Raw genomic sequence first — 17289 nt, 5'->3', positions numbered from 1 at the left:
AGTTTGTGTGACATCCGTTCGGTCGCGGCCCTCGCCAACGGCCTATGTCGTAACAGCAGGTTTTTGCAGGCCTGCGGCAGCTTTGGCCACCCAAGTGTGGCAATCAAAAAAGGATCTCGTAGTGATGCTCGCTCGCCCATCCCGTCGTCGTACCCGTGTTCTGTCCTCCAGGCGTGAAGCTGTGGAGCCGACGCTGTGGCTGCTCAAGCCGTTGGCGCACGCCGTGGCGTTGTGTCTGGTGGCGGGCAGTGCGCAGGCGCAGACGGCGTTCAGTTCGAGCTGGTTTGCTGCCAAGGGCGCAGCGCAGCAAGCCGCGGCGGCGCGTCCGAGCATGGGCGGCTTGCCGGGGATGACACCGCCGCTGGCTCAACAGCAAAAGGCCAATCAGCAGTTGCAGCGTTCGATCCAGACGTTGAACAACACCGTTGCCGCGATTGCCGCGCAACAAGCGGCGCAGGCGGCCGGGCGTGCTGCCGCCTTGGGCACGGTGCAGTTTGTGCCGGACGGTCTGGGTGAGGGCGGTTTGAAAGTCGATAACAGCCTGGCTCAGGGTTGGCAGAACGCCAAGGGCCCACAGCAGACTCAGGCTGACGGCAAGACCACCGTGAAGATCGAGCAGACCGCCGACAAGGCGATCCTCAACTGGGAAACCTTCAACGTCGGGCGCAACACCACGGTCGAATTCGCTCAACAAGCGAACTGGGCCGTGCTCAACCGGGTCAACGACCCGAGTGCGCGCGCCAGTCAGATTCAGGGGCAGATCAAGGGCGCCGGCACGGTGATGCTGGTCAACCGCAACGGCATCGTTTTCAGCGGCAGCAGCCAGGTCAACGTGCGCAACCTGGTGGCGGCGGCGGCCAATATCACCGATATCCAGTTCCGCGACCGTGGGCTGTATTTCGACAGCACCGGCACTCAGCCGACGTTCACCGACGCGGCTGGCAAGGTGTTGGTGGAGCGCGGCGCGTCCATCGAGACGCACAAACCGGCGGTGTCCACCGATGCCGGTGGCTATGCGTTACTGCTGGGCAACGAAGTGCAGAACGACGGCAGCATCAGTACCGCCAAAGGGCAGACGGTGCTGGCTGCTGGTGATCGCTTTTACATTCGCAAAGGCTCGGGCACTGAGGGTAATACCTTTTCGACGACGTTTGGCAGTGAGGTCACGCCGGGCTTCAAGGCCGGGGCCGTTGCCGGCAAAGTCACCAACAACGGGCTGATTCAGTCCGCCACCGGCGACATCACCCTGGCCGGTCATGAAGTGGTGCAGAACGGTGTTTTGCTCGCCAGCACTTCGGTGTCCACGCGCGGCACGATTCATTTGCTCAACCCGAGCACTGACAGCACCGGCAGCGTCACGCTGGGGCAGGGCAGCGCCACGGCAATCATGCTCGACAGCAGCGACCTCACGGCGCTCGACAGTCAACGTGACGCCGCGCTGACCGGCGTCAACGCCAACAACCGCATCCGTGGCGATCAATCGCGCATCGAGATCCAGAGCGGCGGCAGCGTCGAGTTCCAGAACGGCTCGATTACCTTGGCCACCGGCGGCCAGGTCGCGGTCAGTGCGCAACGTCGCAGTCTGGTCCGTGATGGCGCGATGATCGATGTGTCCGGCGCCCTTGGCGTCAAGGTCGCGATGGAAAACAACAACATCAAGATCAACGTGCAGGGCAACGAACAGCGCGACGCGTCGATCAACCGCGAGAAGGGCGCGCTCAACAGCAACGACGTCTGGGTCGATGTCCGCGAATTGGTCTACGTGCCGGCCGGCACCAACGGCTATGCCACGGATCGCTGGTACACGGCGGGTGGCTTGCTGGAAGTGGGCGGCTACCTCGGCACCCAGGGCCACAGCATCGGCGAGTGGATGGCGCAGGGCGGTACGGTGAGTTTCGCCGGTAACGACGTGGTCACCGAGAAGGGGTCGCTGATCAATCTGTCTGGCGGCACGCTGGATGTGCAGAGCGGCGAGATTCGTCAGAGCTGGCTGCGCGGTGCCGACGGCAAACTTTACGAAGTCTCGCGCGCGCCGGGCGATCTGCTCTACACCGGTTTGTACAAAGTCTATGAGGACAACAGCGAACGCTGGGGCCAGACGAGCTATTTCTACAACCCGCTGATCGCGCCGCGCTCACGGTTCGAGTCGGGTTACACCGTCGGCCGCGACGCCGGGCAACTGGTGATCGCCACTGCCAATGCGGTACTCGACGGGCAAATGATCGGCGAGGTGTATCAGGGCGAACGGCAGAATCAGGCGCCGAAACCGGTGCTCGACGGCTATGAACAAAGTCAGACAGCACTGGCGCGGCGAGCGCAATTGATCGTCGGCAGTTACGAGCCGACCTACGTCGCTGCGGCGAGTGGCTTGTTGTATACGCTCAATCCGACGCTGGACCAGGTGCAAATGGGCGGCGAACGTCCGCTTGCCGGCAGTGATCTGGACCTGGCCGGGGCGGTGTCCGATGCACGCAAGGGCAAGTTGTTTCTCGATAACGATCAACTCAATGGTGTGCGCCTCGGTGCGCTCAAAGTGGCGGCTAAGGATCAGGTCGTCGTCGACGGCGCACTGACGGTCGATAACGGTGGCGACATCACCCTGTATGCCCCGGATGTGCAGATCGGCGCTGACCTGACTGCGCGTGGCGGTAGCCTGCGCCTGGGCAACGTGCTCAATCAATTCCTCTCCAGCGATACCGCCGACACTCGGCTCACGGCCAAGGCCGACAAGACGACGCAGGTCAACGTGGCCGACGGTGTGCGACTCGATACGCGTGGCGTGTGGAGCAACTTGCGCACAAACCCGGACGATGGCGCGAACCTCGCGTACTTGAATGGCGGCCTGGTATCGGTCCGCAGCAGTGGCGATATCGATATCGGCGCGGGCAGTCTGCTCGATGTTTCCTCCGGCGGCGCTGTGCTGGCCAACGGCAAGACCCGTGGCGGCAAGGGTGGTGACTTGACGCTGGAATCCAGTGCGATTTCGGCGCCTGGTAAAACCCACCTCGACCTTGCGGGTGAATTGCGTGGCTACGGCGTTACGGGCGGCGGCACGCTGACGGTGCAGGCCAACAAGATCCTCGTTGGCCAGACCGACCAGGCATTGGCCGACAACACCCTGCAACTGTCCGGTGATCTGTTCAGCAAGGGTTTTTCCGCCTACAACCTGATCGGCCTGAGCGGGCTGGATGTTGCCGAAGGCACCGCGATTGACGTCACCCTGCCGGTGTTCCGGTTTGGTGATGCCGCGCCGAATCAGGTCAGTGGTGTCGATCCGCAAACGGCGCTTGAGTTGTGGACGCCGACGTTGTTCCAGGAAAACCCGACCAAGGGCCTGCTGACCCAACGCGCCGGCGCCAGCCTGACGCTGCAGGGCGGCGCCAGCCTGATCGGCTTGATCGATGCCGCCAACAGCCCGTTGACCCTGGGCCACGGTTCGCGCATCAGTGTCGATCCGGGGCAGAGCATCAAGCTGCGCGGGGCGGGGCAGATCACGGTCGAAGGTGAACTGAATGCCTGGGGCGGGACGATTGATATTCGTCAGCAACAGTTTGGCGCGATCAACCCGGGCACCTCCAATCAAGTGGCGGATTCGACTGCGCACAACCGTTCGATCTGGATCGGCGAGCAGGCCGTACTGGATGTCGCCGGACGCGCCAATACGGCCATTGATGTTTTGGGGCGCACCTACGGTCAGGTCGGCAAGGGCGGCAGCATCATCATCGGCGGCGAAATAGACACGAAACTGGCGACGGCCACAGCGGCCGATGCCTATGTCATCGTGCGTCAGGGTGCTCGACTCGATGCGTCCGGCACCGAAGCTGTTGTCGATATCGCCGGTCAGGGGCCGACCCGCGTTGCAACCGATGGCGGGCGCATCAGCCTGAGTGCCTACAACGGCGTGTTCGTGGAGGGCAGCTTGCGTGCGGCGGCCGGAGGTGTCGGCGCTGCCGGTGGGCGTCTGGAGCTGGCGCTTGAGGTCCCGTTGTACTTGGATTCGGCAAGCAATGCGGTGCGCGCGCCGAGGGAAATCATTATCGGCCAAGGCTCTGGGGACCAGAGGCTGTCCGCCAACCTGCGGCCGGGCGATGGCGACGATAGTTTGCGCTACGGCCAGACGCGCCTGAGTGCGGATGAGTTGATGGCCGGCGGTTTCGACAACCTGAGCCTGCTGAGCAACGGCTTGCTGTCGTTTGACGGTGACGTCAATTTGCACATGAACCAGAGCCTCAATCTGTATGCCGGGGCGCTCTCGCTGGCAGAAAATTCCACTGATGCGGCACGTATCGATTTGCGCGCGCCGTACCTGCGCCTGTCCGGTGTCGGTACTTACTTTGAAGCGCCCACCATGACGCGGGCACGGCTGACCCTCAATCCCACGAACCGATTGTCGCAGGCCACGTTCAATGCCTCGGCGAACCTGCTGGATGTCGGCAACGGGCTGTCGTTCGGTACGCAGGGGGCGATCTTGCAACAGCAAGGACCTGCCGTTGCATACAGCCGCCGGGCATTCGGCCTGGTGTCGCGCGACAGCAGCGGGGCCCTGCGTTTCCTCGCGCCCAATGCCCGGGCCGAAAAACCCCGCCTGTGGACCCCGGGAGACTGGAATCCCGGTGCGGCGCAAATCTCCCCCGCCACGGGCGTGCAGGCTGACGTCCGCGCCGGCTATCAGGGCGCCGACCGGGCGAACGAACACACCCTGCGGATCAGCGGTCGCGGCGCGGCACCTGCGGCGGTGCCTTACTCGGTATTCGGCAGTTTGAGCCTGACCGCAGGCACCATCGAGCAGGGCGGGGTGATCCGTGCACCGTTGGGCCTGATTACCCTGGGTGACGATGTTCTGACCGCCACACGTGAGGTGCGCCTGTTGCCGGGCAGCATGACGTCGGTCAGCGCCGCCGGGCTGGTCATGCCTTACGGTGGCACCACCGACGGCATCGACTATCGCTACAACGACAAGTCGGTCATCTTGAATGGCATCACTGGCCAAACCAATGGCGTGGTCGTCAACTCGCAATACATCGATGTACAGGGCGGTGCGACTCTTGATCTGTCCGGTGGCGGTGACCTGCGCGGCGCCGGTTTCGTTTCAGGGCGCGGCGGCTCCACCGATGCCCGTCTCAATCCGTTGGTGCGCAATGCCGCTGACGGCACCTTCAGCTTGCCAGGGCTTGCGAGCAATCCGGTGTACGCCATCGTGCCGGGCAATCAGAGCGTGTATGCGCCGGTGGTGGCAGAGGCCGCTGCGGCAGATCCGCGGGTCGGCCAGCAGATCACCCTTGGCGCCGGCGTGCCCGGTCTGGCAGCCGGTACTTACACCTTGCTGCCCTCCAATTTTGCCCTGTTGCCGGGGGCGTTCCGAGTGGAAGTCAATGGTCAGGCGACGCCGAGCGGGACGACGCCTGCGCTACAACTGCGCAACGGTTCCTGGACCAGCAGCGGGCAGATGTCGATTGCCAATACCGCTTTGCGTGACAGCCTCGCCAGTCAGGTGATCCTGACGTCTGCCGATGTGTTGCGCCGCTACTCGCAATACAACGAAACCAGCTTGACCCAGTTCATCTACAGCGATGCCGCGCGACGGGGCGTGCCGCGTGCGCTGGCGCCCATGGACGGCAAGACGCTGGACTTGCGTCTGAACGCCGGTGGCGAACAAGACATTGCTTTGCAGTTCAACGGGCAGGCGCTGTTCAAGGCCGCCGAGGGTGGCTTTACCGGCACCGCCGTATTGCGCGGGGGCAATGCCGGCGCGAACTTTGAAATCCTTGGTGCAGGGCATGCGCCAACCGCTGACTTCGATGGCGTCTCGGTCTACGCGGACACGCTCAACAACCTCAACGCCGGACGCCTGAGCATCGGAGCGATGCCGAATGTCATGTACGGCAACTCGGCCAACATCATCGGATTCCTTGGCACCAGCAAAGACATTGTTCTGCGTGAAGGGGCGATCCTGTCAGCGCCGGAAGTGCTCTTGCGCACCACGTCGACCCTTGGTGGCATCACGGTCGAGGCGGGGGCGGGGATCAATACACTGGGACGCGGCGATGTGGCCTACGACTCAACGGCCGGCTATTTCTATCAGCCTGACCAATCCAGCCTGTTGCTGGCTTCCAACGGCTGGACTCATGTTCTGGCGCCGAAAGCGGCCAGCGGCATTTCCGGCGGTGGCAGCATCCGCATCGGTGTCTGCACCACGACTGTGTGCAGCAACCCGGCGATCCTTTATTCGGACGGCAGTCTGACGGCCGCCACGGATAATCAATTCGAACTCGACGAAGCGGTGCGTTTCGGCACGCGCCACCTGGCGCTTTCGGTCGGCTCGGTCAACGCCGGCAGCGCCGAAGCACTGGCAGCGGCAGGCAGTCGCGTACCGGCGGGGTTGATGCTCAACCAGAACGTGCTCAATCGACTGCTGCGTGGCGATACGCAGTACGGCGCACCGGCGCTGGAAACCCTGAGCCTGACCACTCGCGATGCTTTCAATTTCTACGGCAACGTGAGCCTCGACACTCTCGATCCGCAGACCGGCCAGAGTAAATTGCAGAACCTGGTGCTGGTCACTCCGGCGATCTATGGCTTGGGCAATGCCAACGATGTGGCGAGCATCCGCACCGCCAATTTGATCTGGAACGGCGCCACGCAAAGCCCTGGCGGCGTGATCACCGCTGGCGCCGGTACGGGCAGCGGCACGCTGGACATTCAGGCGCAACGTATCGAGTTGGGTTACGACTCGATGCCGCAAGCGAGCGGCCTGGATCAGAACAATCGTCTGGCGCTGGGTTTTGCCAACGTCAACCTGACCGCCAGCGACCGCATCACCGCCAACCACAAGGGCAGCCTCGCGGTGTATCAGCAGCAGGGCACTTACGACCCGGTCAAGGGTTACCGCTACAGCGGCGGCAACCTGAATCTGCGTACGCCGTTGCTTACCGGTGAAGCGGCGTCGGTCAGTGTGCTCAAGGCTGGCAACAATCTGACGCTCAGCGGTGGCGGGGCTGCCGGGGGGGCGGACGCGCTGGGTGCCGAGTTGAACCTTGAGGCTCGCAACATCGTGCTCGATAGCCGTATCGCCCTGGCCAGCGGCAAGCTGACGGTCAAGTCCGAAGGCGATTTGACCCTCGGCAATGCTGCGGTGCTGGACATGGCCGGGCGTACGTTGCCGTTCAACGATGTGAACAAGTACAGCTGGGGCGGCGACGTGTCGCTGTACAGCGCCAACGGCAATATCCGGCAGGCGGCGGGCTCGCGGATTGATCTGTCGGCGAAGAATCATCAGGCCGGCAACCTCACGGCCACCGCGCTGGGCGACGCTGCCGGGACAGTCGATTTGCAGGGTGAAATCCTCGGTGGCAGCAGCGGTTATTACGATGCCGGCGGCACGCTGGTGCCTTACAAGGCCGGGAGCGTGGACATCCGCGCGCAAAACCTCGGCGGGGATGCCACGGCGCAGTTTGCCGCGCTCAATCAACGCCTGAACGCCGGACAGGTGTTCGGCAGCCGCAGTTTGCAGCTCAAGCAAGGCAATCTTGTGATCGGCGATGGCCTCAAGGCTGGTGACATCAATGTCTCGGTGGACAACGGTAGCCTGACGGTGGCCGGTCTGATCGACGCCAGTGGCGAGCGCGTCGGCAACATTCGTCTGGCGGCGAAAAACGCTCTGACGCTGGCCGGCAACAGCGTGCTCGACGCCCATGGTCGAGTCCTGCGCGTCGACAGCTACGGCAAGATCATCGATGCGCCGAACCGCGCCACGGTGGAGCTCAATTCCGGCGAGGGCGTGCTCACGCTGGCGTCCGGCGCGCGCATCGACCTGCGTCACGGCACCGATGCGCTGCCCGGTTTCCTCGCCGGTCAACACGACGGAATGCTGCGCGGCACCCTGGAATTGAACGCGCCGCGTCTGGGCAGCAATGACATCGCCATCGACGCCAGCGGTGCGTTGACCATTCAGGGCGCTCGCTCCATTGGCCTCAACGCTACACGCCGCTACACCGATGCCCGCGATGGCGTCGATCAAGCGGTCAGTGGCCGACCGTATCAAGTGATCGATCAGGCCATGCTTGATAGCATCCATGGCGACAGCAACACCTTCATCAATGCGGCGCTGGGCAACAGCGATCTGCTGCAACGCAAACTCGCCGGTCTGAACAACGCTGCCTACGCCGATGCATTCCATTTGCGTCCGGGCGTGGAAATCGCCAGCAAAACCGCCGACGGCGACCTGGTGGTGGAGGGCGATCTGGACTTGTCCGGTTATCGCTACGCCAGCCTCAATCCGCACACGCGCTTGAACCCGGCGGTGTACGGTTCCGGTGAGGCCGGCAACCTGGTGATCCGCGCGGGTGGCAACCTCGATATTTACGGCAGCATCAACGACGGTTTCGCGCCGCCGCCGGAAACTCAGGACGATGCCGGCTGGAAATTGATTGCCGGTGTGCAGCCCTTCGGCGGTGATCTGATCGTGCCGGGCAGCGGTGTTTCGCTGGCTGAGGGGACACAGTTCCCGATCGGCGCCACGCTCAATTACGACGTGACAATTCAGGGCGCGGTGCTGGCCAGCGGCACGTTGCTGCCGACTCAGGCAGTATTGGCTGAGGCGTATACCTTTAGCGCCGGCACCGTGTTGGCCGGGGCCATCCATGATGCCAGTGGCAACCTGCTGTACGCGGCGGGGACGTTGCTCAGTGACAGTGTGACGGTGCCGGCGAACAGCCGTTTGGGTGCCGGCATTCGCTTGAACAAAGCGACGAACCTGCAAGCCATGAACTGGCCCAAAGGCGTGCCGTTGCCAGCGGTTTACGATGCCGATCTGAGCAGCACTTCCGGGGTGAAATTGAGTGGATCGCTCGACTTGCTGCGCGGTTCGCTGATTCCGTCGATGACCGACGTGAAACTGGCCGACGGCACTTCACTGATCGAACTGCGTCCGTTTACCGGCGACCAGCAAGGCAAGAATTGGGCGCTGGCGAGCCTGCTGCCTTCGGGCAGTGCGTCGTGGTCGATGCGCGTGGTGGCGGGGGCGGATCTTGGCGCCGCTGACAGTCGTGCGGTGAAGCCGGTATTGACCGATGGCAATCTGCGCCTGGCCGATGCTCATTACGGTGTGACCGTGACGACGGGTACCGGAACAATGGTCTGGGCGCCAGGCAATCCCTACGATCTGCCGGGGTATAACCCTGTGCCCGATGACCAGTTGTTCATGTGCGATTTGATTCCGGGACTTTGTCAGCCGATGGCGCGTTGGGTCTGGGCGCCCGGCAGCGGGTTGGGGGGGGATTACGAGCCGGTGCCTGAAGAGGCGCTGATCCTCTGTGACATCTACCCGAACCTGTGTATCGGCAATAATCCGGGCACAACCGCCAAAGCTCATAGCCAGATGTTCAGCGTCCTGCGTACCGGTACCGGCGATCTCGACCTGATCGCCGCCGGCAACCTGAGCATGGACTCGCCGTTCGGCGTGTATACCGCAGGCACTCAGTCAGCCAACGTTGATCCGCTCTATAACCAGAAACGCGGGCATCTCTCGGACAGCGATTCGGTGCTGGGCACGGCGGGTGCTGACTATGAGAAATGGGTCAACGGTGGCGCGGACAGCTTGTATCAAGCCTGGTATCCGCAGTTGGGTGGCAACCTGACGATCAACGCCGGGGGCTCGGTTTCCGCCGATTCAGTAGGCAAGAAGGCGCTCTCGTCGGGTGGCGGTTTCCGTGAGCAGATTGCCAGCGCGTCAGTGGGTAACTGGCTGTGGCGCCAAGGCACAGGCAATCCGGATGTACCCACCGCCTGGTGGATCAACTTCGGCAGTTATGCCACTCAGTTGATGACAGCCGACGGCAATACCGAACCGTACCTGATCGGCTTCACCGGTTTCGGCACCTTGGGCGGCGGTAATATCAGCCTGCGTGCCGGAGGTGACGCCGGTATGCTCAAACCGTTGGGCGATGCCATCAACTATCCGCGCAGCCAAGGGCTTATCGTTGCCGTGGGTAGCACGGGTCGTATAGCCAGCGATGGCAGTGTGCAGATGACCGGCGGCGGCGATATGGACATTCGCATCGGCGGCGCACTCAACCCATCGCTGCAAGCGCGGGCCGGGGATAACGGGACTCGGCCGCCGAGGCACGATCTGCAAGGGACGCTGATCAATTTACGCGGGGCGGCGCAATTGACGGGCGGGGCACTGGGCGGCATCAATCTGCAATACGGTGCCCTTTCACAGTCGCATGATGTCCGTGAAACCCGACCGCTGGATCCTTTCACCTCGACCACCAGCAACGCGTCCGGTGGTCTGGTGCTGATTCCAGGTGACTCGGGCATGAGCCTCAACACCCGGGGTGATCTGGTGCTGGGCGGCGCGGCCGATCCCGGTCGGGTGCGTCTGTTCAATGCCTCGCCACTGCTCGATAGCAGCGGCAATATGGGTATCGGCGGCATCCTGAGCGGCTTCTCGCTCTGGACCGATCACACCGCCATCGATCTGTTTTCTGCCGGTGGCAATCTCACGCCGAGTACTCAATTGGCGGAGGTCGACAGCAATCTCACCCCGGTGAGCGGCGCCAATACCTCGCCCACCGATGGACGCTTTGTCTATCCGTCGATTCTTCGGGCTGTGGCGGCTCAGGGGTCGATTTATGCCGGTCCATCGGCAACATACGGCGAGGGCAACGCAGCGCCGACTACCGCGTACTCACTGTTGTTGGCACCTTCGACAGCCGGACAACTCGAACTGTTGGCCGGCGATTCCATCTATGCCGGTGGCTATGCGATCAATCAATCCGGCGCTAGCCCACTGGCCATTGCCACGCCTTTCAAACCGGCATTCCAAGCCTTCGCCAGCAGTAGGGTCCAGAAGCCCCTCAACAGCAACTACGCCAGCGACGGTGTTAAGCCTGACGCCAATTCGCGTTATCCGTTGTTCGCTTTTGGTCCAAACAGCTATTCCGGATTGAATGACGTGCAGGGACCCGCAAGGTTTTATGCCTTGACCGGCGATCTGGTGGGGATACGCAGTGGTGAGACGTTGAGATTCGATAACTCGAAACGCACTTGGTACGAAGCCGCAGGCCCGGTCTGGATGGTTGCCGGACGTGACATCGTGGCATCCGGGACCAACCTGGGCCAACCGACAGCCGTGCGGCCCGATGAGATGGGCGTGGGTCGGGAAGTCATCACCTCGACCGGCAACCTGTTCGTTCATAACGACCCGCGAGATGTATCGCGGGTGTCGGCCGGACGCGACATCCTTTACAGCAGCTTCGATATTGCCGGCCCGGGTACGCTGGACATTAATGCCGGGCGCAACATCCTCATGGAAGACCGTGCCAGCATCACCAGCCTGGGTTCGTTGGTGGCCGGGGATCAGCGGCCTGGCGCCAGTGTGGTGCTGCAGGCGGGCACAGGCGCGCAAGGGCCGGAGTACTCACGGGTCATCGCGCGGTACCTGAACCCGCAGAACCTCGCTGGTCCGCCGGCCTCTCTCAACGGCCAGCCGGGCAAAGTGGGCAAGACCTACCTGGACGAGTTGCAGAGCTGGCTGACCCTCGGCTATGGCTTCAGCGGTAATGCCGAACAGGCGCAAGCGTTCTACGCCGCGATGCCGAGCGCCGAACAGGCGATCTTCGCGCGCCAGGTGTACTTCGCTGAACTGCGTGCCGGCGGTCTGGAATACAACGACGTCGATGGCCCGCGCACTGGCAGTTATCTGCGCGGTCGCAACGCGATTGCGGCGCTGTTCCCGAGCACTGATGTGGCCGGCAATCCGATTCGCTACGACGGCGATATCACGCTGTACGGCGGGGCAGGGGTCAAGACCCTGTTCGGCGGCGACATCCAGATGCTCACACCGGGTGGCGGTCAGGTATTCGGCATCGAAGGCGCGGCGCCACCCTCGACGGCGGGGATCATCACTCAGGGTTCGGGCAATATTCAGCTCTATTCGCAGGGCAGCATTTTGCTCGGCCAGAGCCGGATCATGACCACCTTCGGCGGCTCGATTCTCGGCTGGTCCGCCGAGGGCGACATCAACGCCGGTCGCGGCTCGAAAACCACGGTGGTCTACACCCCGCCGAAACGTGTTTACGACACCTGGGGCAACGTCACACTGTCGCCGTCGGTGCCGAGCACCGGCGCCGGTATCGCTACGCTCAACCCGATTGCCGAAGTGAAACCGGGCGACATCGACCTGATCGCGCCGCTGGGCACCATTGATGCCGGCGAGGCGGGGATTCGCGTGTCGGGCAACGTCAACATCGCCGCGCTGACGGTGGTCAACGCCGCGAATATTTCGGTGCAGGGCAAGTCGACCGGCGTACCGGTGGTCTCGGCAGTGAATACCGGCGCGATCACCTCGGCCAGTTCCGCTGCATCCTCGGCCACCCAAGCGGCGGAAGACGTGGCGCGTCAGCAGCAAGCGGCGTCGCGACAGAATCAGGCGTCGGTGTTCACCGTGCAGGTACTGAGCTTCGGCAACGAACAACTCGCGCCGTCGCGCGATGGCGCCAGCCGTGCGCCGGCGCCGGGTTACAACCCGGACAGCCCGGTGCAGGTGTTGGGCGCCGGGGCGCTGGATGAACAGGCAAAACAGCAGTTGACCGAAGAGGAGCGCGGGCAACTGACGCTGTAAAAGACTCTCGTGCAGTACGTTTGGGCGGCCGGTTGGTCGCCCTTTTTTTATCACCTGTAGGAGCTGCCGCAGGCTGCGATGTTTTGATTTTGCTTTTAAAGATCAATATCAAAAGATCGCAGCCTGCGTCAGCTCCTACAGGGAGTTCAGAAGGCGTAGGGAATGCTGACTTTTGCCCAGAGCATTTCGCCTTCCGGGCGGTTCTCGACGTCAAACTCCTTGGCCCAGCGGATCTCCGCGCTGGCGTACTTGAGGAAGGTGAAATGCAGCGCCGGGCCGATGGCGAACACCTTGCCACGCACGCCGTCATCGACGTCCTGCCCGGCGAACTGCACGGTATGGCCGAACTGTTTGTCGTCGGTGGTTTGCTTGAGGTAGTAGCCGTTGATGCCGAGCATCAGATCATCGGTGAGCTTGTAGCTGGCCGAATAATCGAAGTGGAAGATCTGCCCGGATTTGTAGTCAGTGTCCTTGTTCTTCTCGTTGAAGCTGTAGGTGGTCTTCATCGAGACTTCGGTCTTGTCGGTCGGCAGCCAGGTGAAGGAGAACAGCGGTTTGTAGGTGTAGAAATTATTGCTGGTGTTGGCCAGCCGATCGACGCTGTATTCGCCGGTCGGCACGGTGATTTCCAGCGCGGCGCCAAGGGTCAGATTCTTGCCCATGTCCCACAGAATGATCGGTGCAATGGTGGTATCGCCCATGTCTTCGCGGGTGTCGCTCAAGCCGAATACCGAGACTTCCTGCTTCAGCCACGGCTGGGCGATGTAGCCGGCCAGGCGCCCGCCGAAGATACGCACGGGGCTCAAGTAGTCGAGACGCGGAATCACCGCGGTGGACTCGATTTCGACGTTGGGCACCTTGCCGCCGAACGAGCTGATGTTGAGTTTGGTCGCCTTGTAATGGTTGTAGTAGAGGTTGAACGCGACCATGTTCTCCGGAAGGCTGTCGACCTCCAGCGGCAGCATGAAAAAACCGTCGGTGCCGGTGCCGATGTTGTCGACGCCGGCTTCGGTGGCCAGTGCCGGTATCGTCACGGCGCAACCCAGCAAGGAAAGGGCCAGGCGCAGAGGGAATGTCGCGCGGTTCGGGTGCATATCCGTCCTCATTATTATTGTGTTTTGGCGCAACGCCGGCACGCAGTGCGCCCGGCACTCTAGAAATAAGCGCTTGGCGCCCGGCGGGGCAGGGTTTTGGCGGACACTGAGGGGGACTTCTGCGGACAGCTGGCAAACCCTGTGCTAACTTCCTTCGACATAACCGGTAACAAAAATAACAATCAAGCGTGATCCGGAATGTCATCCCCCATGAATGTAAAAGTACAAGACCCTACTTTCGAACTGGCGCTGGTCTCGCCGTTTCTTCTGCAAACCCTCGCCGAAGTCGTGCAGAACAAGGGCATCGATCCCGAAAGCCTGTGCCGTGGCCTGGGTTTTACGCTGGAAGACTTACAGGATCCGACGCAGCGGATTTCCTATCGCCAGGCCGTGGCGATGATTCAACGCGCGCTCAAAGTGCTGCCCAATCAGGGTCTGGGCCTATGGGTGGGCGCACAGAATGTACTCGGCACACTCGGGTTGCTCGGGCATGTGCTGTCGTTGTGCAAAACCCTGCGCGACGCCTTTGCGCTGGGGATTCGCCACCAGCACACCTCGGGCGGGATTGTGGTGTCGAGCGTCGACGTGGTCGGTGCGCAGGTGCATCTGGATGCTGAATGCCGCCTGCCATTCGCCGATGTGCAGGTGTTTGCCGTCGAGGAGTTCTTCGCCAGTCTGCTGGTGTATGGCCGCGCACTGGTTGGCGAGCAGTTCAAAGCGATCGCCGTGGAATTCGTGCATGCCGCGCCGAGTTATCTGAGTGAATACCATCGCTTGCTGGGGCCGCAGGTGCGTTTCGGTTGCCTGCACAACCGCATGCTGATCGATGCGCAGTGGCTTGACGTGAACCTGCCCAATCACCATTCGCTGGCGCTGCGTCAGGCGGTCGCCTTGCTGGAGCTGGAAGCGGCGCAGGTGCATCAGAAGCTTGATCTGATTCAGGCGGTCGAGCGGGCGATTGCCAGGGATTTGACCTCTGGCAGCCATATCGAAAAGATTGCCGGTGACTTGAACATGAGCAGCCGCACCTTGCGCCGGCGTTTGACTGAGCATGCGCTGACGTTCGAGGCGCTGCTGGAGCAGGTGCGACAGGCGCGGACGCTGAGTCTGTTGGCCAATCCGGATATGCCGATTGAGCGGATTACCGAGGAAGTGGGCTACAGCGATGTGCGCAGTTTTCGCCGGGCGTTCAAGCGTTGGACCGGGATGAGCCCGAGTGCCTGGCGTAATGACGCAAACCCTCACCCCAGCCCTCTCCCAGAGGGAGAGGGGGCCGACCGCAGTGTCTTGCGAGTTACATCGACCTGAAGAATTGCGTCGATTATGGACTTGAGAGAGGGGGCCGACCGCAGTGTCTTTCGTCGTACATCGACCTGAAAGATTTTTGTCGATTATGGATTCACCGATACACGTTCAAGTCGGCGTAGCTCTTCAATATCCCCCATTCAGTCCCCTCTCCCCCCGGGAGAGGGCTAGGGTGAGGGGCTTTTGACTTCCATCCAAACCCACACAAACCCTCCGGCCACAGGTAAACTCCCGCGCACTTTCCCAAGGAGTTCACATGAGTTACTACCAGCCGGGCATTCTCGCCACCCCAGTTCCTGCGCAAGCACGTCACCTGTTTTTCGCCCTTGAATCGGCTGAAGCCCTGCCGCAAGCGATCGACAATCTGCTGAATCAGGTGGACGGCAAGTCGGCGGTGGTCGGTTTCGGTGAATCCCTGGCCAAGGCCCTCAACGTACAAATTGAAGGCCTGCGCAGCTTCCCGGCCATGACCGGCGTCGGCGTCGAGAACCCGTCGACCCAGCACACGCTGTGGGTCTGGCTGCACGGCGTCGACCGTGGTGAACTGCTTAACCGTTGCAACGCCCTCGAAGCCGCACTGGCGCCGGCCCTGCGCCTGGTAGAAATGCAGGAAGCCTTCCGCCACAAGGACGGCCACGACCTGACCGGTTACGAAGACGGCACCGAAAACCCGCACGACGAAGCCGCCATCGCCGCCGCCCTGCAAAGCGCCGGCACTGACGGCATGGTCGGCGGCAGCTTCGCCGCGATCCAGCAGTGGCAGCATGACCTCAAGGGTTTCCACAAACTGTCCGCCGACGACAAAGACAACATCATGGGCCGTCGCCTCAGCGACAACGAAGAGATCGACGACGCGCCGGTGTCCGCCCACGTCAAACGCACCGCGCAGGAAAGCTTCGCCCCGGAAGCGTTCGTCGTGCGCCGCTCGATGCCGTGGATCGAAGGAGATCGCGCTGGTTTGATGTTCCTCGCTTTCGGTTTCTCGCTGGATGCCTTCGAGGCGCAACTGCGCCGTATGAGTGGTCTGGAAGACGGCATCACCGATGGCTTGTATCGCATCAGTCGACCGATCACTGGCGGCTACTACTGGTGCCCACCGTTGAAGGACGGTCACCTCGATCTGCGCGCGTTGCGCATCGGCTAAAGGAACAGACATGGACGTGGTGCGCTGGGGCATGATCGGTTGTGGCAGCGTCGCTGAACGCAAGAGCGGGCCGGCCTTTTACAAGGCGCCCGGTTCGGCGCTGGTGGCGGTGATGGGCCGACGGCTTGAAGCGGTCAGCGATTACGCTTTGCGTCATGGCATCGACCGCGTCTACACCGACGTCGATGCGCTGATCAACGATCCCGAGGTCGACGCGGTGTACATCGCCACGCCGCCCGACAGCCATCACGCCTACAGCCTGAAAGTCGCTGCCGCTGGCAAGCATTGCTGCGTCGAAAAACCGATGGCGCTGAATGCCGGACAAAGCCGCGAGATGCAGCAGGTGTTTGCCGAGGCCGGATTGCACTTGTTTGTGTCCTACTACCGCCGCTCGTTGCCGCGCTTTGCGCAAGTGCGGCAGTGGCTGGAGGAGGGACGCATCGGTGAGGTTCGGCACCTGAGCTGGACGTTGACCAAAGCGCCGTCGCCGGCGGATCTGGACGGTCGCGACAACTGGCGTACCGATCCGGCGGTGGCCGGGGGCGGTTACTTCGCTGATCTGGCCAGTCATGGTTTTGACCTGTTCCAGTATCTGCTCGGCGACATTGTTGAAGTCGCCGGATTCACCGCGCGTCAGGCCGGCTTATATGCAGCGGAAGATGCCGTCAGCGCCAGTTGGCGGTTTGCCTCCGGGGCGTTGGGTATGGGGTGCTGGAGTTTTGTCGCGGATCGGCGTGAGGATCGGGTCGAAATCATTGGTAGTCTCGGGCGGATCAGTTTTTCGGTGTTTGATGAGCATCCCGTGCAGTTGCATGCCGATGAAATCATCAGCCTGGAAATCCCGCATCACGAACATATTCAGTGGCATCACGTGCTGGGCATGAATGCTCACATTCGTGGTGGTTCACAATATCCCGCCGTCGCCGAACAAGCGCTCAAGACCGACTGGGTCATGGACCAGATCCTCAAACGCCAGTAGCACACAATTCCCCTGTAGGCCTTCGCCTGCTCGCGATAGCGGTGTGTCACGCACCGGATTCGTATCTGATACACCGCTATCGCGAGCAGGCTCACTCCTACAAGAAGCGATCGTGTGAAGTATCTAAGGTTATGCCCAAACAATA

The 17289-nt window shown here is 62.2% G+C and carries 5 protein-coding genes; 4 read left to right on the top strand and 1 reads right to left on the bottom strand.

What is annotated here, in order from left to right:
• The first annotated feature begins 124 nt into the window (after positions 1-124).
• Entirely contained in the window at positions 125-12622 is a 12498-nt protein-coding gene (locus AK821_RS00930) for a filamentous haemagglutinin family protein (protein WP_064387717.1), read from the top strand.
• Positions 12623-12768: 146 nt separating this feature from the next.
• On the opposite strand, the gene AK821_RS00925 is transcribed toward AK821_RS00930, so the two are convergent.
• Entirely contained in the window at positions 12769-13716 is a 948-nt protein-coding gene (locus tag AK821_RS00925; RefSeq protein WP_064387716.1) for a SphA family protein, read from the bottom strand.
• 210 nt (positions 13717-13926) lie between these two features.
• Between AK821_RS00925 and AK821_RS00920 the strand changes: the two genes are divergently transcribed.
• From AK821_RS00920 to AK821_RS00910, 3 genes are all read left to right on the top strand, one after another.
• Positions 13927-15024, top strand: a complete 1098-nt coding sequence (locus tag AK821_RS00920; protein WP_064387715.1) for an AraC family transcriptional regulator — start codon at positions 13927-13929, stop codon at positions 15022-15024.
• A 253-nt stretch (positions 15025-15277) separates the two neighbouring features.
• Positions 15278-16165, top strand: a complete 888-nt coding sequence (locus AK821_RS00915) for a Dyp-type peroxidase (protein WP_064387714.1) — start codon at positions 15278-15280, stop codon at positions 16163-16165.
• 10 nt (positions 16166-16175) lie between these two features.
• Positions 16176-17144: a Gfo/Idh/MocA family protein gene (locus tag AK821_RS00910; RefSeq protein WP_064387713.1), complete on the top strand. Its 969-nt coding sequence runs from the start codon at positions 16176-16178 to the stop codon at positions 17142-17144.
• The last annotated feature ends 145 nt before the right edge of the window (positions 17145-17289 follow it).

This window comes from Pseudomonas sp. RIT-PI-r, from assembly GCF_001297015.1.
Taxonomy (GTDB): Bacteria; Pseudomonadota; Gammaproteobacteria; order Pseudomonadales; family Pseudomonadaceae; genus Aquipseudomonas.
This window is presented reverse-complemented; position numbering and strand designations above follow the sequence as displayed.